Annotated in this window: 22 protein-coding genes, 1 pseudogene and 1 riboswitch; of the genes and pseudogenes, 9 read left to right on the top strand and 14 right to left on the bottom strand. The window is 67.2% G+C overall.

What is annotated here, in order from left to right; genetic code table 11:
* Window positions 1-227: 227 nt before the first annotated feature.
* A complete protein-coding gene (locus BACI349Y_RS01395) occupies window positions 228-746 on the bottom strand; it encodes an SRPBCC family protein (RefSeq protein ID WP_159629779.1) in 519 nt (172 codons plus the stop codon).
* Between the two features lie 27 nt (window positions 747-773).
* Entirely contained in the window at window positions 774-1592 is an 819-nt protein-coding gene (locus tag BACI349Y_RS01400) for a DUF1206 domain-containing protein (RefSeq protein WP_159635027.1), read from the bottom strand.
* 216 nt (window positions 1593-1808) lie between these two features.
* On the opposite strand from BACI349Y_RS01400, the gene BACI349Y_RS01405 reads away from it, so the two are divergent.
* Both BACI349Y_RS01405 and BACI349Y_RS01410 read left to right on the top strand, forming a co-directional pair.
* The gene (locus BACI349Y_RS01405; RefSeq protein ID WP_159629781.1) at window positions 1809-3389 is read left to right on the top strand and encodes a hypothetical protein; all 1581 of its coding nucleotides are present in this window, start codon (window positions 1809-1811) and stop codon (window positions 3387-3389) included.
* 5 nt (window positions 3390-3394) lie between these two features.
* Window positions 3395-3841 carry a hypothetical protein gene (locus tag BACI349Y_RS01410; RefSeq protein WP_159629783.1) on the top strand — a complete coding sequence of 149 codons (447 nt, stop codon included), beginning with the start codon at window positions 3395-3397 and terminating at the stop codon, window positions 3839-3841.
* A gap of 21 nt (window positions 3842-3862) precedes the next feature.
* On the opposite strand, the gene trmB is transcribed toward BACI349Y_RS01410, so the two are convergent.
* Together trmB and BACI349Y_RS01420 are read right to left on the bottom strand one after the other, a co-directional pair.
* The gene (gene trmB, locus BACI349Y_RS01415; RefSeq protein ID WP_159629785.1) at window positions 3863-4786 is read right to left on the bottom strand and encodes a tRNA (guanosine(46)-N7)-methyltransferase TrmB; all 924 of its coding nucleotides are present in this window, start codon (window positions 4784-4786) and stop codon (window positions 3863-3865) included.
* 78 nt (window positions 4787-4864) lie between these two features.
* Window positions 4865-5275: a hypothetical protein gene (locus tag BACI349Y_RS01420; RefSeq protein WP_159629787.1), complete on the bottom strand. Its 411-nt coding sequence runs from the start codon at window positions 5273-5275 to the stop codon at window positions 4865-4867.
* 220 nt (window positions 5276-5495) lie between these two features.
* Between BACI349Y_RS01420 and BACI349Y_RS01425 the strand changes: the two genes are divergently transcribed.
* The 4 genes and pseudogenes from BACI349Y_RS01425 to BACI349Y_RS01440 all read left to right on the top strand — a co-directional run.
* Window positions 5496-6842 carry an MFS transporter gene (locus tag BACI349Y_RS01425; protein WP_236560686.1) on the top strand — a complete coding sequence of 449 codons (1347 nt, stop codon included), beginning with the start codon at window positions 5496-5498 and terminating at the stop codon, window positions 6840-6842.
* Between the two features lie 594 nt (window positions 6843-7436).
* On the top strand, window positions 7437-8396 hold the full coding sequence (locus BACI349Y_RS01430; protein ID WP_159629789.1) for an exodeoxyribonuclease VII large subunit: 960 nt from the start codon (window positions 7437-7439) through the stop codon (window positions 8394-8396).
* Between the two features lie 156 nt (window positions 8397-8552).
* Complete coding sequence (locus tag BACI349Y_RS01435; protein WP_159629791.1) at window positions 8553-10013, top strand: MFS transporter; 1461 nt, start codon at window positions 8553-8555, stop codon at window positions 10011-10013.
* Window positions 10014-10124: 111 nt separating this feature from the next.
* Window positions 10125-10226: pseudogene (locus BACI349Y_RS01440) on the top strand (integrase core domain-containing protein); the annotation flags it as partial.
* A gap of 6 nt (window positions 10227-10232) precedes the next feature.
* Here BACI349Y_RS01440 and BACI349Y_RS01445 read toward each other — a convergent pair.
* Window positions 10233-10967, bottom strand: a complete 735-nt coding sequence (locus tag BACI349Y_RS01445) for an SAM-dependent methyltransferase (protein WP_159629793.1) — start codon at window positions 10965-10967, stop codon at window positions 10233-10235.
* Between the two features lie 318 nt (window positions 10968-11285).
* Between BACI349Y_RS01445 and BACI349Y_RS01450 the strand changes: the two genes are divergently transcribed.
* Window positions 11286-13187, top strand: a complete 1902-nt coding sequence (locus BACI349Y_RS01450; RefSeq protein WP_159629795.1) for a DEAD/DEAH box helicase — start codon at window positions 11286-11288, stop codon at window positions 13185-13187.
* Between the two features lie 57 nt (window positions 13188-13244).
* Here BACI349Y_RS01450 and BACI349Y_RS01455 read toward each other — a convergent pair whose 3' ends face one another.
* The 7 genes from BACI349Y_RS01455 to BACI349Y_RS01485 all read right to left on the bottom strand — a co-directional run bounded on the left by BACI349Y_RS01455 (window position 13245) and on the right by BACI349Y_RS01485 (window position 17373).
* Window positions 13245-13895 carry an MBL fold metallo-hydrolase gene (locus tag BACI349Y_RS01455; RefSeq protein ID WP_159629797.1) on the bottom strand — a complete coding sequence of 217 codons (651 nt, stop codon included), beginning with the start codon at window positions 13893-13895 and terminating at the stop codon, window positions 13245-13247.
* 5 nt (window positions 13896-13900) lie between these two features.
* Window positions 13901-14218: a putative quinol monooxygenase gene (locus BACI349Y_RS01460; protein ID WP_159629799.1), complete on the bottom strand. Its 318-nt coding sequence runs from the start codon at window positions 14216-14218 to the stop codon at window positions 13901-13903.
* A 55-nt stretch (window positions 14219-14273) separates the two neighbouring features.
* Window positions 14274-15302, bottom strand: a complete 1029-nt coding sequence (locus BACI349Y_RS01465; protein ID WP_159629801.1) for an aldo/keto reductase — start codon at window positions 15300-15302, stop codon at window positions 14274-14276.
* Between the two features lie 31 nt (window positions 15303-15333).
* On the bottom strand, window positions 15334-15960 hold the full coding sequence (locus BACI349Y_RS01470; protein WP_159629803.1) for a nucleoside/nucleotide kinase family protein: 627 nt from the start codon (window positions 15958-15960) through the stop codon (window positions 15334-15336).
* 9 nt (window positions 15961-15969) lie between these two features.
* On the bottom strand, window positions 15970-16335 hold the full coding sequence (locus BACI349Y_RS01475; RefSeq protein ID WP_159629805.1) for a DMT family transporter: 366 nt from the start codon (window positions 16333-16335) through the stop codon (window positions 15970-15972).
* Window positions 16335-16658, bottom strand: a complete 324-nt coding sequence (locus BACI349Y_RS01480; RefSeq protein WP_159629807.1) for a DMT family transporter — start codon at window positions 16656-16658, stop codon at window positions 16335-16337. The genes BACI349Y_RS01475 and BACI349Y_RS01480 overlap by 1 nt, the downstream gene beginning before the upstream one ends.
* 9 nt (window positions 16659-16667) lie before the next feature.
* A riboswitch (guanidine-III (ykkC-III) riboswitch) is annotated at window positions 16668-16733 on the bottom strand.
* A gap of 70 nt (window positions 16734-16803) precedes the next feature.
* On the bottom strand, window positions 16804-17373 hold the full coding sequence (locus BACI349Y_RS01485) for a HutD/Ves family protein (protein ID WP_159629809.1): 570 nt from the start codon (window positions 17371-17373) through the stop codon (window positions 16804-16806).
* Between the two features lie 105 nt (window positions 17374-17478).
* Here BACI349Y_RS01485 and BACI349Y_RS01490 point away from each other — a divergent pair, with 105 nt between their 5' ends.
* Together BACI349Y_RS01490 and BACI349Y_RS01495 are read left to right on the top strand one after the other, a co-directional pair.
* Window positions 17479-18090, top strand: coding sequence for a phosphoribosylanthranilate isomerase (locus tag BACI349Y_RS01490; protein ID WP_159629811.1), 612 nt, complete (start codon window positions 17479-17481; stop codon window positions 18088-18090).
* A 112-nt stretch (window positions 18091-18202) separates the two neighbouring features.
* The gene (locus BACI349Y_RS01495; protein ID WP_159629813.1) at window positions 18203-18619 is read left to right on the top strand and encodes a YccF domain-containing protein; all 417 of its coding nucleotides are present in this window, start codon (window positions 18203-18205) and stop codon (window positions 18617-18619) included.
* A gap of 51 nt (window positions 18620-18670) precedes the next feature.
* Here BACI349Y_RS01495 and BACI349Y_RS01500 read toward each other — a convergent pair whose 3' ends face one another.
* Together BACI349Y_RS01500 and BACI349Y_RS01505 are read right to left on the bottom strand one after the other, a co-directional pair.
* Window positions 18671-19480 (bottom strand): 2-phosphosulfolactate phosphatase, encoded by an 810-nt coding sequence (locus tag BACI349Y_RS01500; RefSeq protein WP_159629815.1) that lies wholly within the window; start codon window positions 19478-19480, stop codon window positions 18671-18673.
* Window positions 19477-20346: a DUF4031 domain-containing protein gene (locus BACI349Y_RS01505; protein ID WP_159629817.1), complete on the bottom strand. Its 870-nt coding sequence runs from the start codon at window positions 20344-20346 to the stop codon at window positions 19477-19479. Before BACI349Y_RS01505 ends, BACI349Y_RS01500 begins: the two co-directional genes overlap by 4 nt.
* Window positions 20347-20369 lie beyond the last annotated feature (23 nt).

The following is a 20369-nucleotide window of genomic DNA, read 5'->3' on the forward strand; positions in this document are numbered from 1 at the left end:
TTTTTAGCTGGTTTCAAATTTTGTGCAGCCATTATGACCGTTATTTCCGGTGGTTTTGGTTGTGTCTGTTTGTTTTCAACGGAGAGTTTGATCCTGGCTCAGGANGGAGTCAGGCGGGCATTACGGTGGGACATGAAGACCTCTTAGTCGTTGGCTGTGTGTGGTAACCACCAACCTAAGAGGTCTTCACCTATTCACGATGTAACCAACGTCCTGACTCAGTACACCTAGGGGTGCGGGTTGCCGGCCTGGTCGGCGGCTTCACCGGCATGCCCCAGGGCCCGGAATTCCGCCACCAGGGCGGGGTCCTCGCAGGCGCGGGCGAAGGCCTCGATCCGGCGTTCGATCTCGTAGCCCAGCAGCCGGCTGCCAATCCCTTCCATAAGGGGCCGGAGCAAAGCCGGACGGCATGAAAAGGTGTCCTTCCAGACGGCCCGGGTGCCGCCGTCGTCCGCCGTGAACCGCCAGCCTCCGCCAAAGTTCGTGAAGAACCACGGGCCGGCCACCATGGTCATGCCGACGTTCCGGGGCGGTGCGTAGGAGACGTACTGGCTCACCATCACGAGGCCCAGCCGGGATCTGGTCCGGGTGCGGACGCCCTTTCCCGCCGCACGCGCTCCGTCAAGGAAGCCCTGGGCGGAAATAAAGGGGTCCCACTTGAGCCGGAAGTCTCCCGTGGTCTGGGAGAGGGCGAACGCAGTCTCCGGATCGATACGGATAAAACGCTCAGCGCGTACTTGGGGCATGCCCCAACCTAACCACGGCGCGGGGTGTTACTTGGTCATTTTCGCCAGCCGGGCTCGCATGATCATGTACGCGCCGTAACAGACCAGCCCGGCTCCCACCGCGGCCAGGAGATAGGGGCCCATGGGCTGGTCGCGGAGTGCACGCAGGCCGCCGTCCAGGCCGGTGGAGTCCTCCGGGTGCTCCTTGATGGTGGCGATGACGATGAGCAGCCCCGTCAGCAGCAGTACCAGACCCTTGGCCAGGTAGCCGGCAATGCCCAGGGACAGCACGGCGGTCCGGGCCGCGCCGGCGGCAGGCATCCGCAGCTGCTTCTCGAAGCTTCGCTTGGGCCCCCGCATGCCGTAGGCAACCCCCGTAACAGCGACTGCCAGGCCGATCACGACCAGCAGTGCCACGCCGCCGGGGGCAGACATCATGGAAACGGTGAAGTCGCTGGTGGCCTTGCGGTTGTCATCGCCGGTACCCGTCCCCGTGGCGAAATGCCACAGTGTCAACGCCAGCACCGCATACACGATTGCCTGCAGCGCGGCCTTGGCTTTGTTCTTGACCTTTTTCTTGGTGGCCTGGTGGTTGAAGTCGAAAATCGCGTCACCGGCCTGCCACAGTGACAAGGCTGCGCAGGCGGCAAAGCTTCCCCACAGCAGGAACGGACCCACAGGCATGGTGGCAAGCTCGGCCACGGCACCGCTGAAATCGGCGTGCCCGGTGCCGCCCATGGCCAGGCGGATGGCGATGGCACCCACCAGCAGGTGCAGGATGCCGCTGGCCGCGAACCCTGACCGGGCCAGGAACTCAAGGACCCGCGAATTGGTGACGTCCTCAGCCTTGTCAACGACCTGCTTCAGTTCTTCTTTGATCGTCTTTCCTTTGGACAGGCGCGGTAGCGCGCCGGTGTGCGTGCCCTTCTTACAAGGCCAATCGTCCCACGCCGCCGGGGCACCGAACAGTCGGGCGGGCACAGTCCGGGCGATGGGGAGGGATCCCCATCGCCCGGTTCCGGCACCTGTGCAACCATAAGGACCAGCGATTGACACGTACCGCACTCTTTCCCGGGGGAAACCATGACTTTTTACGGCGCAGACATCAGCCAGTTGCGGGCGCTGGCCAAGGCCGCGGACCAGGCAGCATCACTGTTGAGCAGCCGCGCAGGGTCCCTGCACAGCCAGATCCAGTCCGCGCCGTGGAAGGGCCGGGACGGTGAACGCTTCCGCCAGGAGTGGAGTGCCAGCCACCGTCCCAGCCTGGACAAAGTGGTGGCAAGCCTGCGGGAAAACTCGAAAATCCTGATGAAGCATGCCGACGAGCAGGAAAAAGCGTCCACGGCGGGAACCGGAGGCTCCGGCGGCAGCACCTGGGACCGGCTCACCTCGATGGCCGCGCAGGCGAAGGAGTGGTTCAAGGAAAGGGCCGAAGAAGCCAGTGCGGCTGCCGAACACCGGCGGGAACTTGAAACGGGACTGGATCGGATGGTTAACGCCAGCCCGGAAGAGCAGGGGAAGTGGTGGGCCGGCCTGTCCGATGCCGACCGGGCGTACCTGATCCAGGGCGAGGGCAGCGACGGACCGTTCGCCGAGGACCTCATGCGCATGGACGGCGGCATTCCGGCGTCCGCGCAGGAACTGGCAAAACAGCACCTGCAGGAACTGGCCAAAGCAGACATCCCGGTCTACACGGAAACGGGCAAGGCTTCCATCGAAGCCCGGGTTGCCTGGGTCCACGGCGGCGCCGAGGTGGGGACCGAAGTGGTGGAGAACGCCGACGGCTCCGCCACGATGAAGGTGTACGGAAACATGGGCCTGGGCGTCAACGACACCAGCGGCACGGCGGGGGCGACGCTTACCGGCGAGGTCTCCCGCGAGTACACGTTCGGCAGCGTGGAGGAAGCCATGGCTGCCCGCGAGCAGATGTACCGCGACCTCCCGCCGGACAGCATCGGTGAAATCAAGGATGTGGCCGGCAACCCGCCCGGATACATCCTGGACACCATCAATGACGCGGCGAAGGACAACGGGTCCACCGGACAGACGGACAAGGCCAAGGGCACGTTCTCGCTCGACGCCAGCGGCGAGTCCGGAACGGCGTCCGGCGGGGCGAAGCTCGATCTTGCGTATGAGCGGAACCTGACGGACGGTACGTCCACAGCCAGCGGGGAGGTCTCCGCCCAGGGCCAGCTCAAGCTGGACGGCCGGGTCTTCGAGGCCTCCGGCAAGGGCGGCCTGCAGGTCAACATGGACAAGGACAACAACATCGATTCCGTGTCCGTCTCCATGGACGGGACCGTGGCCCAGGGCGTCACGTCCGGTGTGAAGACCGAGGCTGCGAAGTTTGATTCCACCGTGACGGCCGGTACCCAGGGCAGCGTCAAGATCGATGTCGATTACTCGCCGGAGAACCGCCCGGTCATCGACAGCTACCTGCGCAACGTGGCCCTGGGCAACGATGCCGGTGCCGCCCGCGATGCCGCCCGGCTCTACGAGGCCGGCTCCGCCACCGTGCAGGTGAACTCCGTGGTCACGGCCACCAACGAGCCCGGGTTCGACGTCAAGGTGGGTGAAGTGGACGTCAAGACCGAGAACCAGGCCACCACCAATGTGTCCACGTACTATAAAGTCCCCAACGACACCAAGCTCGAGAGGCTCTGAAACCAATGTCAGTGCACATCGAATCCCCGCTGGGCTTCACCGCAGATTTTCCCGAGCATACCCAGGTCCTGGAGGATTCCACGGCCGGGCCCAACAGCGAACAGTACGGCCTGCTGGGCGGCGTCCTGGTCACCCTGATCAAGGATGACACCTCCGTGCAGGATGCGCCGCAGGCCAACGGCTGGGCGCACCTAATGGCGGACTTCTACCTTGAAGACCGCGGCGGCACCCTCCTGGCGGAGGGCGAGCTGAACCTGCCCGGCAAGGCCGCTTACGCCGTGGTGGTGGGATATGACGACGACGGCGGGCCGGCCAAGGTGGCAGCCACCGTGGGCGTGTGGGAAAGCGGCCGGTTCATCGGTGTCGTGGTCGTCTGGCCCTATATGAACCCGGAGGCGGAACCGCGCCTGGACATGCTCAAGGAGATCGTGGCCGCCATCAACGTGGGCTAGGAGCGTTTCCCGGTCTGCCGCTCAGCGGCGCCGGTAGCAGAGATCGAAGATCAGCCGCCCGGCCTCGTGGGCCTTTGCCTCGAAGCTGGTCCGGATCCTGCCCTCGAAGCGGGGCGCCCAGCCGCCTGTTTCATCCACGCCCTCGTTGGGTCCGGTGTGTTCCGTGCTGACCGGGGCGCGCCCTTCACGCACCGGCGCCCCGCCCACTACCGATTCGACGCCGGACTGCCACACCTGCGTCAGGGGGCTTTCGAAGCCGCGGCGCTCGCCGGTGTGCAGGTTTTCGAAGTCCCCTGAACCCGCCATGACGTCCCGGACATGGACGGCGTAGTTTGACCAGTCGGTGGCGATCCGGAACAGGCCTCCGGGCTTCAGCGCCCGTGCCGCAAGCCCGGCGAACTCGGGCTGGATGAGGCGGCGCTTGTGGTGCCGCGACTTGTGCCAGGGGTCCGGGAAGAAGACCCAGAGTTCGCTGACCGAGCCTTCGGGCAGCATGGTGGCCAGGACCTCGGGTGCGTTCGCTTCCACCACGCGGACGTTGTTCAAGCCCCTGCTGTTGATCTTGATGATCGTATTGGCCAGCCCCGGCGTGTAGACCTCCACGGCCAGGAAGTTGGTGTCCGGGTTCTGTTCCGCCGCATGGCAGATGGCGTCGCCGAGCCCGGATCCGATCTCGACGATGAGCGGCGCTTCACGGCCGAATTCCGCGGCGGCGTCAAAGGTGTAATCGGGGTGGACCGAGGTGTTGGCTACATGCCGTGGCACGTCGACTGCCCACCGCTCGGCGTGCTCGGCCCAGGCAGCCTGCCGGCGGCCCTGCAGCCTGGTGCCGCGGCGCACGAAACTGACGGGGCGGCCGCCGTACGTGCCGAAGGAGGCCTGGGTGCCGGGCGTGACGGGCCGCGGGACATGCGGCTGCTGGGGGTTTTCAGGGGATTCGCTCATCCCTTCCAGAATAGCGCCGCGGGGACGGCGGACGATCGGAGCGCCGTGAAGACACCTGCGCCCGGAGCACTCCGATGCTCAGAACACGCCTATGAGGTCGAGGGCGGGACCGAGTGCCAGGGCGAAGACCACACCGCAGATGCAGAGGGCAACTGCCGCCGCGGACCGGCTTCCAGATCCCCGCGGCAACTGTTTCAGCGCTGGGAGTGCCAGCCGGAGACCGAGGAAGGCAAAGAGGAGAGGCAGGCTGAACAGCACGAAGGGAGCTGCCCAGGGGGTGCGCGAGTAGCCGTTGTCCGAATACGTCAGGAGCATGGCCAGCCCGGCGAACGGTCCCGTCAGGAGCATGCTGACCGGGGCAAGGATCGCCAGGACCAGGCTGTTCGTCGCTTTATGGCCGGGGGCTCCCGGCGGCTGGCCAGGGCCGCCGTGGAAGGGAGGCGGCCCCGTCCCGTCCGCCGGTGCGTTCTCCGGTGATGTGCCCTCCAACTTTATGCCCTCCAGTGGTCCACCCTCCAGAGCCCGGCCTTCGGGCGGGGCGGGGCGTGGTTCCGGCTGCGGTGTCGTTTCCATGGTGCTCCCGTTCTAGGTGCGGCCAGGTGCGTGGCCGCGGCTGGTAACAACCTACGAATCTGCCTGGAGCGCAGGAAGGTGCGCGCGTCCGTATGTGGAAAACTCCACGCCGGTGCCCGCCTGCAAGAATGGGCGGATGACCGACGCAACGAATGCCGGACCGGGGATGCAGCAGCGAAGGGCTGACTCCGGGGAAGCCCACGGCCGGACCAGGACGGGCAGCAGCCTGGTGGACCTCAGCACCCTGGTGGATGCAGAAATTGATGAGCTGCCGGCTGCGGAACCCACCCGCGTGGGCAGCCGGCGCGCCCTGGCCTACCTGGGTGTGTGCCTGGTCCTGATCGGCCTGAACCTGCGCAGCGTCTTTTCCAGCCTCTCCGCCGTCCTGCCGGAAGTGACATCGCAAGCCGGGCTGCCCGGTTGGTCCGTGGTGGTGCTGACCACGGTTCCCGTGACACTGCTGGGCGTCTTCGCGCCGGTCGCCCCGGTCCTGGCCCGGCGGTTCGGCGCGGAGCGTGTGCTGCTGGGCGCCATGGCACTGCTGACCGCTGGACTGCTGCTGCGGCCGGTGGACACCGGTGCAGCCGCCGCCGGTTCGGGCCACCTGCCGGCCCTCCTCGTTGGAACGGCGGCCTGCGGAGCGGCAATCGCCCTGTGCAACGTGCTCCTCCCCGGACTGGTGAAGCGCGACTTCCCGCACCGGCTGGGGCTCATGGGCGGCCTCTACACCACCGCGATCTGCGCATCAGCCGCCCTCGGGGCCGGCTTCACCTACCCGGTCTACACGGTGACGGGGGAGTGGACCAAGGCGCTGTGGGTCTGGGCGCTGCCCGCCGCCGTCGTCCTCCTGTTGTTCCTTCCCGTTGCCGTGCGGCAGGGAAGTGTCCGGCACCAGGCCGTCAAGGACGGCGTCAATGTGTGGCGCTCACCGGTCGCCTGGCAGGTCACCATCTTCATGGTGCTGCAGGCCATGATGTCCTTCAGCGGCTTCGCCTGGCTGGCGCCCATCCTCCGGGAACGGGGCGTGGACGGGGCCACCGCAGGGCTGATCGTTGCCGTGTGCATCGTGCTGCAAATGCTGGGATCCCTGTTCGCCCCCGCCCTGGCCGCGAGGTTCCGGGACCAGCGCGCCATCAACACGGTTGTAGCGTTGATGACCGGCGGGGGATTCGTACTGAGCATCCTCGGCCCCCTCAACCTCATCTGGGTGTGGGCCGGCCTGCTCGGACTGGGGCAGGGAAGCCTCACCGCCGCGGCCCTGACCCTGATCATGCTCCGCACCCGCGACGGGCACACCGCAGCCCACCTCTCCGGCATGATGCAGGGCGTGGGCTACGGAGTGGGCTCCACGGGCACCCTCATGGTGGGCCAGCTCCACCAGGCAACGGGATCCTTCGTTCCCGCCGGGATCCTGTTTATGGTGGTGGGCCTGCTCGCGGCGGTCTTTGGCTACCGGTCCGGCCGGAACCGGTTCGTGGAGTAGGAGCGTTCCCGCACTTTGGGATGTGACAGGAGAATGTCCGGGCTTCCGCCTACGTTGGTGCTGAACGCAGAAGCCAACGGGTATTGGGGAGACGGAATTGGAAACAATGAGGCCTGCCGGCCAGCAAAAGACGCGTGCTTTCGGGAGGGACCTAAGCTGCATCGAGGAGGTCTTGAGCGGAGTCAAAAATTCGCTCGGAACATCTCCCACATCGATCTCCGGTGAATGCAGGGAGCCAAAGAGGACCGGCACCGATTGGTACTTTGAACTGGCAGATATCCAAAACGGTAAGGTTCACGTCCTTCCTGCCCGCATTGAGGCCCGGAACGCGGCAACGATCAGCAGATACCTGCAGGGCAGGGGGACATCCATCACGCAGGCCCTCCAGACGGGCAATTTGCTGGAACTAGAGGCGACCCCAACCTTGGACCGTCGGAAGAAGCTAATCCTCGACGTCACAAAATATCCCTGCGTTTCAGCCGCACCGGCCCTATCTACGTTCGTGACCAGAGGACGATGCAACAGCTTGCACACGCCGGTGTTCCTTTGTGCAGGCTGGATCGAGACCGAATACACGCCCCGATTGGTGGTGCGATGAAGCTTCTTCCTGCGACATTGCGCCGTGTACTGGTAATCGGATCGGAAAAAAGCCAAGGTCTGGCAGATTTCAAGGAAAGTGTGGACCGCGCACAGCAAAGCGGTGACCTCGATGTCCAGTATCAATCAGTGACATGGAGTCGTGATTCGGCGCCCACGGACCTTGCATCCATACTCGCCAATTGCGAAGCAGACGCTTTCGACCTCGCGGTACTCGTCCGCGGCGGTGGTCATTGGAGCGATTTGCACGTCTTCAACGATCCATCGGTTGCCCTTGCTGTCCGCAACTGTCCAGTTCCGATTGCAACGGCTGTTGGGCATACAACCGACGTTCTTATGGCTGACCGGGCAGCTGACTTTTCCTTTACGACGCCAACAGCAGCCGGAGAGGCCATCAGGCGGGAGGTGGTCCGGCGCTCAATGGCACGCGAGAAACCGCCAGCAGCGAACATTCAGAGTTCCGCTGCTCTATTCGAGGCCAAGCGCCGCCGCTACGAAGCCCAGCTCCAGGAGCGGGATGCCGCCTTGAAGGTGAGCCGGCTCAAGCTCAGCGAAAGCCAACAAGCAACCGGATACTTCGAAAACCAGTTGCGCGAGTGTGCCGCTTCCCATACCGGAGACCTCATCCTGCTTGCAGAGCGAAGGGTGCAGCTGCTGTCCATCCTGTGGTTTGCAGCGACTCTTGGTGCTCTGATGGCATACCTGATCGCCTTACCGGCGGTGTTGGAGAGTTTGGGGTACGGCTCCGCATTCGTACAGTCCTCACTATCCATAGCCGGACTGCTTGCTGCCGCTGCCTTGCTCCGAACCACTCACCGGAGGCGTAAAGCCATGCGGATGCCTGCCGAAAAGCCTATGAAGAACCCTCCGGCGAGCTTCAATGAGTGGCGGCACATGGCCAGAAATGTGGTTACCGTTCGAGGTCTTCGCAGGGCCATACGTCACCGACCATGGTGAGGCCGCGGCTGGCCCAGGAGGAAAGGACATTTATGGCTGTTGCATGCTTCCTACGAGGCTGGCTGAGTCATTAGGGTTGGGAGTCCGGGGCAGCCATGTGAGGAAGGGCAGCCGGGCCACCTCGGGTGCGCGATCACAACTTGGTTAGGAACCGCTGTGCAGGACTCCACGCTCCCGGGAACCCGCGACGCCGCCGGGATCTTCCGGCCCCCATACCTTTGGGTGACCGTGGGAACCTGCGCCCTGGTGTTCCTGGCCGCCTTCGAATCGCTTGCCGTGACCACCATCATGCCGCTGGTCAGCCGGGAGTTGAACGGTGGAAGCCTTTACGCGCTGGCCTTTGCGGGGCCCATGGCCACGGGCGTGATCGGCATGGTGGGGGCCGGAAACTGGTCAGACCGCCGCGGGCCCGCCGCGCCGCTGTACGCCTCCGTAGCGCTGTTCGTGCTGGGCCTGTTCATCGCGGGCACCTCGTTTACCATGCCCATGCTCGTCGCCGGCCGCCTGGTGCAGGGTCTTGGCGGCGGCGCCCTTACCGTCGCGCTCTACGTGCTCGTGGCGCGGTTCTTCCCAGGCCAGCTGCACGCGAGGATCTTCGCTGCCTTCTCGGCGGCCTGGGTGGTCCCGTCCCTGGTGGGACCCTTCGCGGCAGGGGTGGTGGCGCAGGTCTTCAGCTGGCACTGGGTGTTCCTGGGCGTGGTTGGCCTGGTCATTCCGGCGCTGGCGATGATCGTGCCGGTGCTGCGCGGGCTGGACGGGCCCGACGCGGAGGGCCGGCCGGCCGGGCCGGGCCAACCCGAAGAAGCCGCAGCGCCGTGGGCCCTGGGCCGGCTGGGTTGGGCGGCACTGGCCGCGCTTGCGGTGCTGGGGCTGAATCTTTCCGCGGACGCCAGCATCCCCGCCTTCCCGGGAGCCACGGCACTCCTGGCGCTCGCCGCCGTCGTTGTTGCCCTGGTGGCCGTGCGTCCGCTGGTGCCCTCCGGTACCCTCGCCGCCCGCCGCGGCCTGCCCAGCGTGATCCTGGCGCGTGGGCTTGCGTCTGCCTCGTTCTTCGGCGCCGAGGTCTACCTTCCATATCTCCTGATCGACCAGTATTCGTTCCCGCCCACACTGGCCGGGCTGACCCTCACCGGCGGCGCGCTCGCTTGGGCGGGGGCCGCCGCCGTACAGGGCCGTATGGGCACACGGCTGCCGCACCGCCGCGCCGTCCAGGCCGGATCGCTCATGGTCCTGGCCGCGATAACCCTGGCCCTGGCCACCACTGCCTTGCATTGGCCGCCCGCCACCGCCATCGCGGGCTGGGTGCTGGCAGGGGGCGGCATGGGCCTGCTCTACCCGCGCCTGAGCGTGATGACCCTGGCGCTGTCCACCAAGGAAAACGAGGGCTTCAACAGCTCCGCCATGTCCATCTCGGACTCCCTGGGCGGCGCGCTGTCGCTGGCCACCACGGGGATTGTCTTCGCGGCATTCACGACGCCGGTCCAGTCCTTCGCGGGGGTCTTCGCCTTCACTGCCGCCATCGGGGTCGCCGCGGTCCTGGTGGCGCCGCGCGTCACCACCGGGGGCGCGCCGGCGGCTAGCTGTACTGAGTCAGGACGTTGGTTACATCGTGAATAGGTGAAGACCTCTTAGGTTGGTGGTTACCACACACAGCCAACGACTAAGAGGTCTTCATGTCCCACCGTAATGCCCGCCTGACTCCGAACGGCATCCAACCAAGCCCGCGTCGACGCTCTACAGTCCTGGCTAAACTTCTACAACAACCACCGGCCACACGGCAGCCTCGGAGGCAAACCACCTATCAGCAGGTGCAACCAACCTACTGGCTGAGTACAGCTAGGGAAGGCGGGTGGCGCGCACGATGACGTCGGCGATGGTGGCCTCCTGCCCTTCCGGCCCGGTCACTGGGCGCTCCCGGCTGGTGAGGACCTCCACCTGCCATCCGGGCTGATCCAGTCCCAGTTCCTGCACCAGCTGGTCCCCTGTGTAGAACATGCCTTCATGGTGGTGCCCCGGACCCCACGGCGGCAGCCGGTCCGGGTGGTGCCCAACCACCAGCAGCGTTCCACCCGGTTTGACGGCCGAGGCCGCGGTGCGCAGCGGGATCCGCCAGTCCAGCTCCTGGGAATGCAGGAACTGCGACGTCACCAGGTCGTAGGCATCTCCCGGCTGCCACTGCGTCAGGTCCGCCAGCTGCCAGGTAATCCGGCTTTCCATAGTGCCGTTCGAGGCGTGCACGCTTTCCCGCGCCAGTTCGGCCAGCTCATGGGAGCGGGCCCGTTCCAGGGCAACGGCGGAGACGTCGACGGCGGTCACGGACCAGCCTTGCTGCGCCAGCCAGATAGCGTCGGCGCCTTCGCCGCATCCCAGTTCCAGCGCCTTCCCGGGCCGCAGGCCACCGGCCTCCCGGACCAGCTGCGGGTTCGGCTTCCCGCTCCACAGCCTTGCTTTGCTGCGGTACCTCTCGTCCCAGGCGGAAGCCGTGTCAATGCCGCCGCCGCCCCCGTCCGGCGACCCGCCGTCGTCGTGCGCGTGCCCTTCGTGCTGCTGCGTTTCCTGGTGCTCGCTCATGCCTCAACATTGCCCGGCCGTGCCCCCGAAGGCAACGCCGACGATGGGTTCCGGGCGCAGGGATGCTAGACTGGAGGAACTTGATGTGCAGTGATGCCGCCTGCTCCGGATCTGGAGGTTCCTTTCCAGGGAGTGGGCTTTCTTCATGTGAGAGGCACATCCTGCGTCGATGAACGCGTTCCATTTGGTCCCGGCCGGCTGTCCTGATTTACAGCGCCCGGTTGATCACCTGACTTTTCTTCGGCGAAACCCCTGGTCCAACCGGCATCGGGGGCCGATATCCGCCTGGATACCGCCAGAAAGACCGTAAAAAACTACATGACTACTTTTGCTGCCCTCGGTACTCCCAAGGCCCTTGCAGACACCCTTACCGCCCAGGGAATCGTTGAACCGTTCCCCATCCAGGTGAAGACCCTTCCGGACACGCTGTCCGGCCGTGACGTCCTGGGCAGGGGCCGGACCGGATCCGGTAAAACCATTGCTTTCGCTATCCCGCTTGTAGCAAGACTCGCTGAGCGGGAAGCCAAGCACTTCCGCAAGCCCGGCCGCCCCATGGGCCTGGTCCTGGCACCCACCCGTGAACTGGCAACCCAGATCAACGCCACCATCGAGCCGCTGGCCAAGGCCGCCGGCCTGAACACCACCGTGATCTACGGCGGCATCTCCCAGGCCCGTCAGGAAAAGGCGCTGCGCGCCGGCGTCGACATCGTCATCGCCTGCCCCGGCCGCCTGGAGGACCTGATCCGCCAGCGCATCCTCACCCTTGAAGCGGTGGAGATCACCGTCCTGGACGAGGCCGACCACATGGCCGACCTCGGCTTCCTGCCGGTGGTCAAGAAGCTCATGGACATGACCCCCAGCGAGGGCCAGCGCCTGCTCTTCTCCGCCACCCTGGACAACGGCGTGGACAAGATCGTCCAGCGCTACCTGTCCAACCCGCTCACCCACTCCGTGGACGATCCGCAGGCAGCGGTAACCACCATGGAGCACCACGTGCTGGTGGTCAACGACCAGACCGTCAAGAAGCAACTGATCGTGGAGCTCGCCTCCGGCGCCGGCCGCCGCGTCCTGTTCATGCGGACAAAGCACCACGCCCGCAAGCTGGCCAAGACCCTGACCGACGCCGGGATCCCCGCCGTGGACCTGCACGGCAACCTCTCCCAGAATGCGCGTGACCGCAACCTGGCCGAGTTCTCCAACGGCGACGTCCGCGTCCTGGTGGCAACAGACGTCGCCGCCCGCGGTGTGCACGTCGACGACGTCGAACTGGTCATCCACGTGGACCCGCCCACCGAGCACAAGGCGTACCTGCACCGTTCAGGCCGCACCGCGCGTGCCGGTTCCGACGGCACCGTGGTCACGCTGACCCTGCCCGAACAGCAGGCCGACGTGAAGAAGCTCATGAAGGCCGCCGGCGTGGACGTCAGCTTCGAGCGCGTCACGGCCAGCTCACCCATCGTGGCTGAACTGGTTGGCGACATTGCGGAGAAGGTTGACCCCCGCACCCGTGCCGCGCTCCTGGCAGCCAAAGCCCCCAAGCAGGGCGGCGGCACCTCCACCGGAGCCAACGCGGAGCGCAAGCGTGCACGCCGCCAGGCTGCTCCCACCACCGGTGGGCGTGGCGGACGTAGTGGACGCGGCAAGGTTTCGGCCGAATCCGCCCGCAGCGACGCCACCCGCGCCGAGCGCCGGGCTGTCGCCTTCGAAGGCCGCACGGAAGCCCGTGCAGCATTCGACCGCAATGCCGAGCAGAACGAGGACCGCGCAGTGGCAGCAGCCGCTGCCCGCCGCAACGCCCGCGGCCGCGGCACGGCTTCCACGCACCGCAACGACGTTCCCGCAGCAGGTGGCCGCTCATCGGCCGGCCGCGGATCGAACGGACGTGCAGCCGAGGGCCGCACCGATTCCCGGATCACCCGCAGCGACGCTCCCCGCGGCGGCACCGGACGCCCCGCCACCGGCGGACGTCCTGCCTCGGGCGGTGGCCAGCGCAGCGGGCGCCCCGCAACCGGCCAGCGCGCCGCAGCGGGTACCTCCGGCCAGCGCTCCGGCGCAACCGGCGGAAGCAAGGCAGTCTGGTCCTCCAACACCGGCGGAACCTCGGGAGGCTCCTACGGTTCCGGCAGCGGCAGTTCAGGCAACGGCGGCTCGGGCCGTCCCGCCCGCAGCGGCCCCCGCCGCGCGTCCGCACCGGCGTCGAACGAGCGCCGCGGCCGCTAGAAGTGCCTCTTGAGCGGGCCCGCCTTTTAGGTGGGCCCGCTTAGCCGTTTAAGGGATCTACCAGCCGCGGGCGCGCCACTCGTCGAGGTGCGGCCGCTCGGCACCCAGCGTGGTGGGCTTGCCGTGCCCGGGATGGACGACGGCGGTGTCCGGGTAGGCGCCGAACAGCCGCTCTGCGACGTCGGACAGGAGCTGGTTGAACCGTTCAGGGTCCTTGTCCGTGTTGCCCACGCCGCCCGGGAACAGCGAGTCACCCGAGAAGATGTGGGCCGGGCCGTCCGGGTCCTGGTACACGAAGGCGATGGAGCCGGGCGTATGGCCGCGCAGGTGCACGGCCGTTATGTCGAAGCCATCGAAGTTGCCCACGTCGCCGTGGCTGAGCCGAACGTCCACCGGGACCGGCAGCGCATCGGCGTCGTCCGCCCCTGCTGCCGTCCGCGCCCCCGTGGCTTCCACCAGTTCCTTCAGGGCCCGCACGTGGTCCCAATGCTGGTGGGTGGTGGCCACCAGGGCAAGCCGCGGGGCTGCAGAGGTGTCCGCAGCCCCGTCCGCCAGCAGTTGGCGGATGGCCGGGAGGTCGTCAGCGGCATCAATCAGCACCTGCGCGCCGCTTTCCTTGGCGGTCAGCAGGTACACGTTGTTGTCCATCCCGCTGACGGAGATGCTGCGGATGGTCAGGGCCGGCAGGTCATATCGAAGTGAGTCCATGATCGTCAGCCCGCGGACGGCTGCAGGTCAAGCGGCATGGTGGTGGAGTAGACCTGCTTGGACGGCGGGCCGGCCAGGATCTCGTGCAGCGCGCTCTTGCCTTCCGGCGTGTTCCGCCAGGCGGCGTAGTCGTCGTGGTCCTGCGTGGTGGCCCACGTTTCCACCACCAGGATGTGGCACGGGTCCGCGTCGTCAACGAGAGCCTCGATCCCCTGGTTGCCGGGCCACGCCCGGGTGGCGGCCAAGGTCTCGGAGAGGAACTTGGCGGCGTCCTCCCGGCGGGCGGGATCGATCTGGACTTCAAAATGGACGATGGCAGTCATGGGGCTCCTAGGGGTATTGGTCAAAATACGGTGTGATGGCTTCGGCAAACGCGCCCTATTCCCGCCCCTCGGACACCCACGTGGGGTCCGCGGAACGGGAGCCGACGACGGCATCAGACGCTGCGTCCAGCGCCTGCAGGTGCGCCGGGGTGAGCTCCAGGGCAAGTGCGCCGAGGTTTTCGTCAATCCGGGCGGCCTTGCGGGTGCCGGGGATGGGAACGACCGGCAGGCCGAGCCGCTTGCCCTGTGCCAGCAGCCAGGCCAGGGCCACCTGCGCCGGCGTGGCGTTGAGCTGGTCGGCCACGGACCGGACGGCGTCCACCACGGCCTGGTTGGCGCCTGCGGCGTCCGGAGCGAAACGGGGGATGTTGCGCCGGAAATCCTTGGCGCCCAGGCTTGACGTGTCCACGGTTCCGGTGAGGAAGCCGCGGCCCAGCGGGGAGTACGGGACGAAGCCGACGCCCAGGCCGGCGGCGGCCGGAACCACGTTGCGTTCCACGTCCCGGCTCCAGATGGACCATTCGCTTTGGACCGCCGCGATCGGGTGGACCGCCGACGCATCCCGCAGTTCCTGTGCCGTCACTTCGGACAGGCCCAGGTGCTTGACCTTTCCCTGCTTGACCAGCTCGGCCATGGCCCCCACGGTCTCCTCGATGGGGACGCGGACATCGCGGCGGTGCATGTAATAGAGGTCGATCACCTCGGTGCCCAGCCGCTGCAGGCTCCGGTCCACGGCCTCGCGCACATACCCGGCGTCGCCGCGGATATCCGTGTAGCCGTCCGTGGGCGTTCCCACCAGCGCGAACTTGGTGGCCAGCTGGACTTCGTCCCGCCGGTCCTTGAGCAGCTGTGAAATGAGTTCCTCATTGCTGCCGCCGCCGTAGATGTCCGCGGTGTCGAGGAAGCTGACCCCGGCGTCGACGGCGTGGTGCAGGGTCTGCAGTGCCTCGGCAGGGTCCACCTCGCCGTAGACCGGCGTGAGGGCCATGCCGCCGAAGCCCAGGCGGCTGACGGTCAGTCCGTCGCCGAGCTGGACAGTTCCCGCGGCTTCAGGGGTGCCGGGTTCAGTGGGTGCGTTTGCCATGGTTCTCCTGTTCGTTTCCTGCTTTTGAAAATTACAGCCAAGGTAGGACGCGGTCCGCCGCCGGGCGCGTGGCCTGGATCAGCCGGGCATTGGCTTCATCGGGTCCATTGGCCCAGGCGACCGCTGCGTCCCGTTCCATGCCGAACGAGATGTGCCGGTCCACCAGCCGCTGCAGCCGGAGCGCGGGCGGGGTTTCGAGGAACCACACCTCGTCCAGCTGCGCCCGCACCTCCTTCCACGGCTCCTGGTCCGCCAGCAGGTAGTTGCCCTCCGTGATCACCAGTGGGACCTCGGCCGGTACGGCGATGGAGGCGGCCACCGGCTCGTCCAGGGTGCGGCGGAACTCCGGTGCGTACACCACGGCCTCGTCCCGCTGCGCCAGGCGCCGCAGCAGCGAAAGGTAGCCGCCGGCGTCGAACGTATCAATGGCTCCCTTGCGCTGCCGGAGCGGGGTCCCTTCGATGATCGCGTTGCCCAGGTGGAAGCCGTCCATCGGCACCACTACCGAGGTTCCGGGGCTGAACTGCTCCTGCAGCCAGGCGGCAAAGGTGGACTTGCCGGATCCCGGCGCCCCGGCGATGCCCAGGATGGTGCGCGTTCCGGGCAGCAGCCGGCGCCGCAGCGTATCCACGGCCATGGCGATCTCGGGGGAGTGCATGGCAAAAGCCTAGTCACCGCTGCGCACCCGCGGCGCATCTTTTTGGGCCGGCAACACCTTCAGGCCCGCGGCGCAGCCCACGATCCCCGCAATGAACAGCAGCTTCACCACGCTGAAGGGCTCCACGCCGGTGGCCATCGCCCAGCCCACCGTCAACGCTGCGCCGATGCCCACCCAGACGGCGTAGGCGGTGCCCAGCGGGATGCTCCGGATGGCCATGCCGAGTCCCACCATGCTGAGCGTGGCGGTGACGGCGAAGACGATGGTGGGCACGGGTCGGGTGAAGCCGTCGGACAGGCCGAGCGCGGTGGCCCAGACCGCCTCCAGGACGGCCGAGGCCAGCAGCACCAACCATGGAAGGCCCCGCTTCACCATTACGCCACCACCTTGAGGCCGACCACGCACGCGGCGATGCCGGACAGCAGCAGCAGGCGCGCCGCCGTCGGACGTTCAACCCTGTTGGCCATCGCGTAGGCGGAGGTGAGGACCACGCCCACACCCACCCACACGGCGTAGGCCGTACCGGTGGGGATGGACTGCATGGCCACGGCAAGCCCGCCGGTGCTGGCGGCCACGGCCACCAGGAACAGGGCAGCGGGGGCAACCCGCCGGCGTCCGGAAGCCTGGGAAGCACGGTGCAGGGCGGCGGCCCAGACGGCCTCCAGCGCCCCGGAAATGATGAGGATTATCCACGACATGACAGTTCCTTTGGCCAGTCTTGTCGCGTGCCGGGTACTGAACCGTCGTCCGGAGGCCCCGGTGCGGAGCCTTGAATTCCAAGGTAGCAAGGCACGACGGCGGGTTCCACCATTGGTGCCCAAGCCCACCACCTGGCGGCGGCAGTCAGCCTGTGGGGCCGTTCGGGTCGATGGACACCACGGCCAGGAAGCCGCGGCCGAGGATTTCCGGGGAATCGCTGCCTGAGCCCACTACTGCGTCGTAACGGCCCAGGTCCAGCGGTTCCCCAGCGCTGTCGCTGACCTTCGCCTGTCCCTGCAACAGCACCCCGAGCTGCCCCTCGAACACGGGGTGGGCGCGCTTTTTGGACAGCTCAATAATGGAGGTAAAGCCCTTGAACGCCCCGGTCCGGGTGATGACGTTGAGGTCGCGGATGTCGCCCGTGGGCAGTTTGGCCCCGGTGGCGGCGCCGCCGTCGAACCGGAACGGACGGTACTTCTCCAGGGGCTGCTCCGCGCCGTCCACGGTGAGGAGCAGCAGCTCGCCCTCGATGACGGTCAGGACGCGCTCCATGCCCGGAAAAGGCGAAAAGTCGCCTGCCTTGGTGACGTCCGCGATGCTCAACCGCCAGTCCCAGCCGCCGTCGGCTGAAGCCTGGCGGGCAATTTCCCTGGTCACCCCGCCGCCGTTGCGCCATGGTTCGGCCTCAAGGTCAGCGAAGCGGATGATCTGCATCAGCCCAGCCTAGTTCCCCGCCATGGCCGCTCGTCGCAGTTGTGTCCGGTCCCTGCTAATCTCCTCCGGGGGGTCAACACGAAAACAGCCTGAAGGAGCCCGGGAATGTTCGTCAAAGTGTGTGGTCTCAGCACGCCCGAATCTGTCCGCGAAGCAGTGGACGCCGGCGCAGACGCCGTGGGATTCGTCCTCACCGCCAGCCCCCGGGTCGTCTCGCCGTCGCAGGTGGCCTCCCTGCTGGCGGGAATTCCGGAGGGCGTCACCCCGATCGGAGTCTTCCGCGACGAGCCCGTCGCCGATGCCATCGCCATTGCCCGGGCCGCGGGCCTTGAGTGGATCCAGTTGCATGGCGACCGGTCACGCGCAGACGTGGCAACAGTGCACGACGCCGGCATGAAGCTGGTCAGGGCCATCACCATGGGTGCCGGCCAGGACGAGTTCGAAGACTGGGGTGAGGACCTGCTCCTGATCGATGCCGCCGTGCCGGGCTCCGGAGAGTCCTGGGATTACTCCTCCGTGGCGGCCCTGCCCGTGCTTCAGGGACGGAACTGGCTGCTCGCCGGCGGCCTTGAAGCGGCGAACGTCGGCCAGGCAGCGGCCGCCGCGCATGCCTGGGGCGTGGATGTTTCCTCCGGCGTTGAAGCGACCTGCGGCGTGAAGGACCTGGCCAAGGTCCGGGCGTTCGTCCAGGCTGCAAAAGCGGCTGCCACAGTTTAGCGGCGGGCGGCTCCGGGGCCCGGGCGGCTGCGGGTCAGGGCAGGATCAGGGATGTCCCCCATCTTTTAGCCGAAAGGCCTTTTTGTCAGGGGGTCGAGGGCACAATGGGTGCATGAAGACACTTCTGAACATCATCTGGCTGGTTTTCGGCGGCTTTTGGCTGGCCCTGGGCTACTTCCTCGCGGGTGTGGTCTGCTGCCTGCTGATCGTCACCATCCCGTGGGGCATTGCCTCATTCCGGATCGCTGCCTACACGCTGTGGCCGTTTGGCCGGATGGTGGTGGACAAGCCCGGCGGCACAGGTGTCTTCCCGCTGCTGGGCAACGTGATCTGGCTGCTGGTGGCCGGGATCTGGATTGCCATTGGACATGTGGTCACAGCGTTCGCCATGGCGGTGACCATCGTGGGCATCCCGCTGGCCATCGCCAACCTCAAGCTCATTCCGGTGTCCCTGATGCCGCTGGGGAAGCAGATCGTGCCCAGCACCACGCCGTTTGCGAGCACCTATCCCGTCAGGACCTACCGCTAGGCAGGACGTACAGCCTGGCAGGACGTACAGCCTGGCAGGACTGCCGTCCCGTCACAGCGGGCGGAACGCCCCGTCCCGCAGGATGGCTGCCGAGTCGCTGTCATCCAATTCAGCGGCGATGTCCACGTCCTCCGCGTAGCCGGCCCCGGACAGTTCCCGGCCGCTGGCGCAGTGCTGGAGCGTTTCGCGCAGGCGCGGCTCGGCCGCTTCGAAGACAGCCATGGCCGCCACGGCCTCCGGAGCATAGCCGTGCCTGCCGTCCCCGGCCTCATAGCCGCCCTTGCCGGCGGCCACCAGTCCTGCGATGAAAGCTCCGGCTCCGATCTGGTCCTCCACGGCAGGGCGGAGGGTGCCGTCCGGCCAGCGTTCGCCCGCGGCGACCACCGCCACTACTACGTCGCCGGGAAGGTTGGCGGCCACCCAGTCTGCGGTGGCCGCGGCGTTCCGGAGGCATACTGCGGCCACCAGGGGCACTTCGGCCGCCAGGGCGTGGCAGAGTTCAGAACCGTTGGGGGAGGGCAGGACCAGCCGTTCCAGCGAGGCTGCCGCGCGGAGGCTGGCGGGGGACAGGCTCAGCCCGCCGCCGTTCCGGGGGCCCGCCAGCTGGGCCTGGTGGTGGGCGGCGAAGTCCTCTGCGGTGGTGTCCCGCCAGCGGTAGGGGAAGACGTCGGCGCCCCGGTCCAGTGCCACGCTGACGCAGGTGCCGAAGGACAGGACGTCCACCACCACGGCGATGTCGGCGCCGGCGGCCACCGTCCTGCCCCCTTCCAGACCCCAGTCCAGCCGCACGGTGAAGGGCAGCTGCCGGTGCGCCGCGTTGGCGGAGTATGTGTGCCGGGGGCTGCTGCCGGGCGCGTTCACTGCAATTCGCCGTTCAGGTTGCGGTGCGCGGCGTCCTGCCACAGTTCTTTGGCCCGCTGGTGATGGAAGAGCGGGTCCAGTTCCAGCAGGTGCCGGACGACGGCGGCCCGGCCGGCTGCGAAGTCGGCGTCGCCGATGTGCGCGTAGTCCTTCCGCACGGCAGCTACGTAGCGGGCGTATTCCTCCGGTTCGCCGCCGAGAATCGAGAGGTCGGCGTCGCAGAGGAGGGCGCCGTCGTTGTCACCCGGTTCCGGCCGGTGGTCCGAGGTCAGCCGGACCAGGCGCGCCACTTCCGCCACCTCTGCCTCCGGAAGGCAGGCGTCGGCAAGCCGTTCCTCCGCCAGCCGTGCCGACTCCTCCTCATCCATGCCGGCTGCGCCGCGGTACACGGCGTCGTGGAACCAGGCAGCCAGCAGTACTGTCCGGGGCGCTTCAGCCGGTTCGGTGAGCAGGTCCAGCGCCTCCAGCACGGACAGCAGGTGGGTGCAGCCGTGGTAGTGCCGGTGCGGTTCGCTCCAGCGGTCCAGCAGGTCCAGGAACAGGGCGTCCTGGCCCGGCATGATGGCTTCCCAGCGGTTCAGGAGAGGGACCTTCAATGACTTATTCCGCCGGCGTGCCGGGATCCGCAGTCCGCTGGCAATGAGCCTGCGGACCAGCACCCGGCCCTCCACCGGAACCGCTCCTGCCGCCACCAGGTCATCAAAGCGGCGTTCCGGCACATCGTAGTGGTCGCCGTCGAACGCCCGCTCGGGGACCCCCGCGGCGGCAGCGAACGCGTGCAGCTCGTCCAGGGACGCGTCCGAGACCAGGTGCGAAAAGTGTGTTCCGTGTGCAGGCCACAGCGGCGGGTCGATGTAGATGGCCATGCAAGGAGTCTAGTGCCGCCCTT

The sequence above is a fragment of the Arthrobacter sp. 8AJ genome (assembly GCF_902506025.1).
Lineage (GTDB): Bacteria > Actinomycetota > Actinomycetes > Actinomycetales > Micrococcaceae > Arthrobacter.

Excerpts from the sequence above, each read along its gene's own strand:
- trmB (WP_159629785.1), bottom strand. The coding sequence starts at position 4,786 with ATGAGCGAATCCCCTGAAAACCCCCAGCAGCCGCATGTCCCGCGGCCC.
- BACI349Y_RS01445 (WP_159629793.1), bottom strand. The coding sequence starts at position 10,967 with ATGAGCGAGCACCAGGAAACGCAGCAGCACGAAGGGCACGCGCACGAC.
- BACI349Y_RS01505 (WP_159629817.1), bottom strand. The coding sequence starts at position 20,346 with ATGGCCATCTACATCGACCCGCCGCTGTGGCCTGCACACGGAACACAC.
- BACI349Y_RS01425 (WP_236560686.1), top strand. The coding sequence starts at position 5,496 with ATGACCGACGCAACGAATGCCGGACCGGGGATGCAGCAGCGAAGGGCT.
- BACI349Y_RS01460 (WP_159629799.1), bottom strand. The coding sequence starts at position 14,218 with ATGACTGCCATCGTCCATTTTGAAGTCCAGATCGATCCCGCCCGCCGG.
- BACI349Y_RS01480 (WP_159629807.1), bottom strand. The coding sequence starts at position 16,658 with ATGTCGTGGATAATCCTCATCATTTCCGGGGCGCTGGAGGCCGTCTGG.
- BACI349Y_RS01430 (WP_159629789.1), top strand. The coding sequence starts at position 7,437 with ATGAAGCTTCTTCCTGCGACATTGCGCCGTGTACTGGTAATCGGATCG.
- BACI349Y_RS01450 (WP_159629795.1), top strand. The coding sequence starts at position 11,286 with ATGACTACTTTTGCTGCCCTCGGTACTCCCAAGGCCCTTGCAGACACC.
- BACI349Y_RS01455 (WP_159629797.1), bottom strand. The coding sequence starts at position 13,895 with ATGGACTCACTTCGATATGACCTGCCGGCCCTGACCATCCGCAGCATC.
- BACI349Y_RS01490 (WP_159629811.1), top strand. The coding sequence starts at position 17,479 with ATGTTCGTCAAAGTGTGTGGTCTCAGCACGCCCGAATCTGTCCGCGAA.
- BACI349Y_RS01470 (WP_159629803.1), bottom strand. The coding sequence starts at position 15,960 with ATGCACTCCCCCGAGATCGCCATGGCCGTGGATACGCTGCGGCGCCGG.
- BACI349Y_RS01475 (WP_159629805.1), bottom strand. The coding sequence starts at position 16,335 with ATGGTGAAGCGGGGCCTTCCATGGTTGGTGCTGCTGGCCTCGGCCGTC.
- BACI349Y_RS01485 (WP_159629809.1), bottom strand. The coding sequence starts at position 17,373 with ATGCAGATCATCCGCTTCGCTGACCTTGAGGCCGAACCATGGCGCAAC.
- BACI349Y_RS01495 (WP_159629813.1), top strand. The coding sequence starts at position 18,203 with ATGAAGACACTTCTGAACATCATCTGGCTGGTTTTCGGCGGCTTTTGG.
- BACI349Y_RS01395 (WP_159629779.1), bottom strand. The coding sequence starts at position 746 with ATGCCCCAAGTACGCGCTGAGCGTTTTATCCGTATCGATCCGGAGACT.
- BACI349Y_RS01465 (WP_159629801.1), bottom strand. The coding sequence starts at position 15,302 with ATGGCAAACGCACCCACTGAACCCGGCACCCCTGAAGCCGCGGGAACT.
- BACI349Y_RS01405 (WP_159629781.1), top strand. The coding sequence starts at position 1,809 with ATGACTTTTTACGGCGCAGACATCAGCCAGTTGCGGGCGCTGGCCAAG.
- BACI349Y_RS01410 (WP_159629783.1), top strand. The coding sequence starts at position 3,395 with ATGTCAGTGCACATCGAATCCCCGCTGGGCTTCACCGCAGATTTTCCC.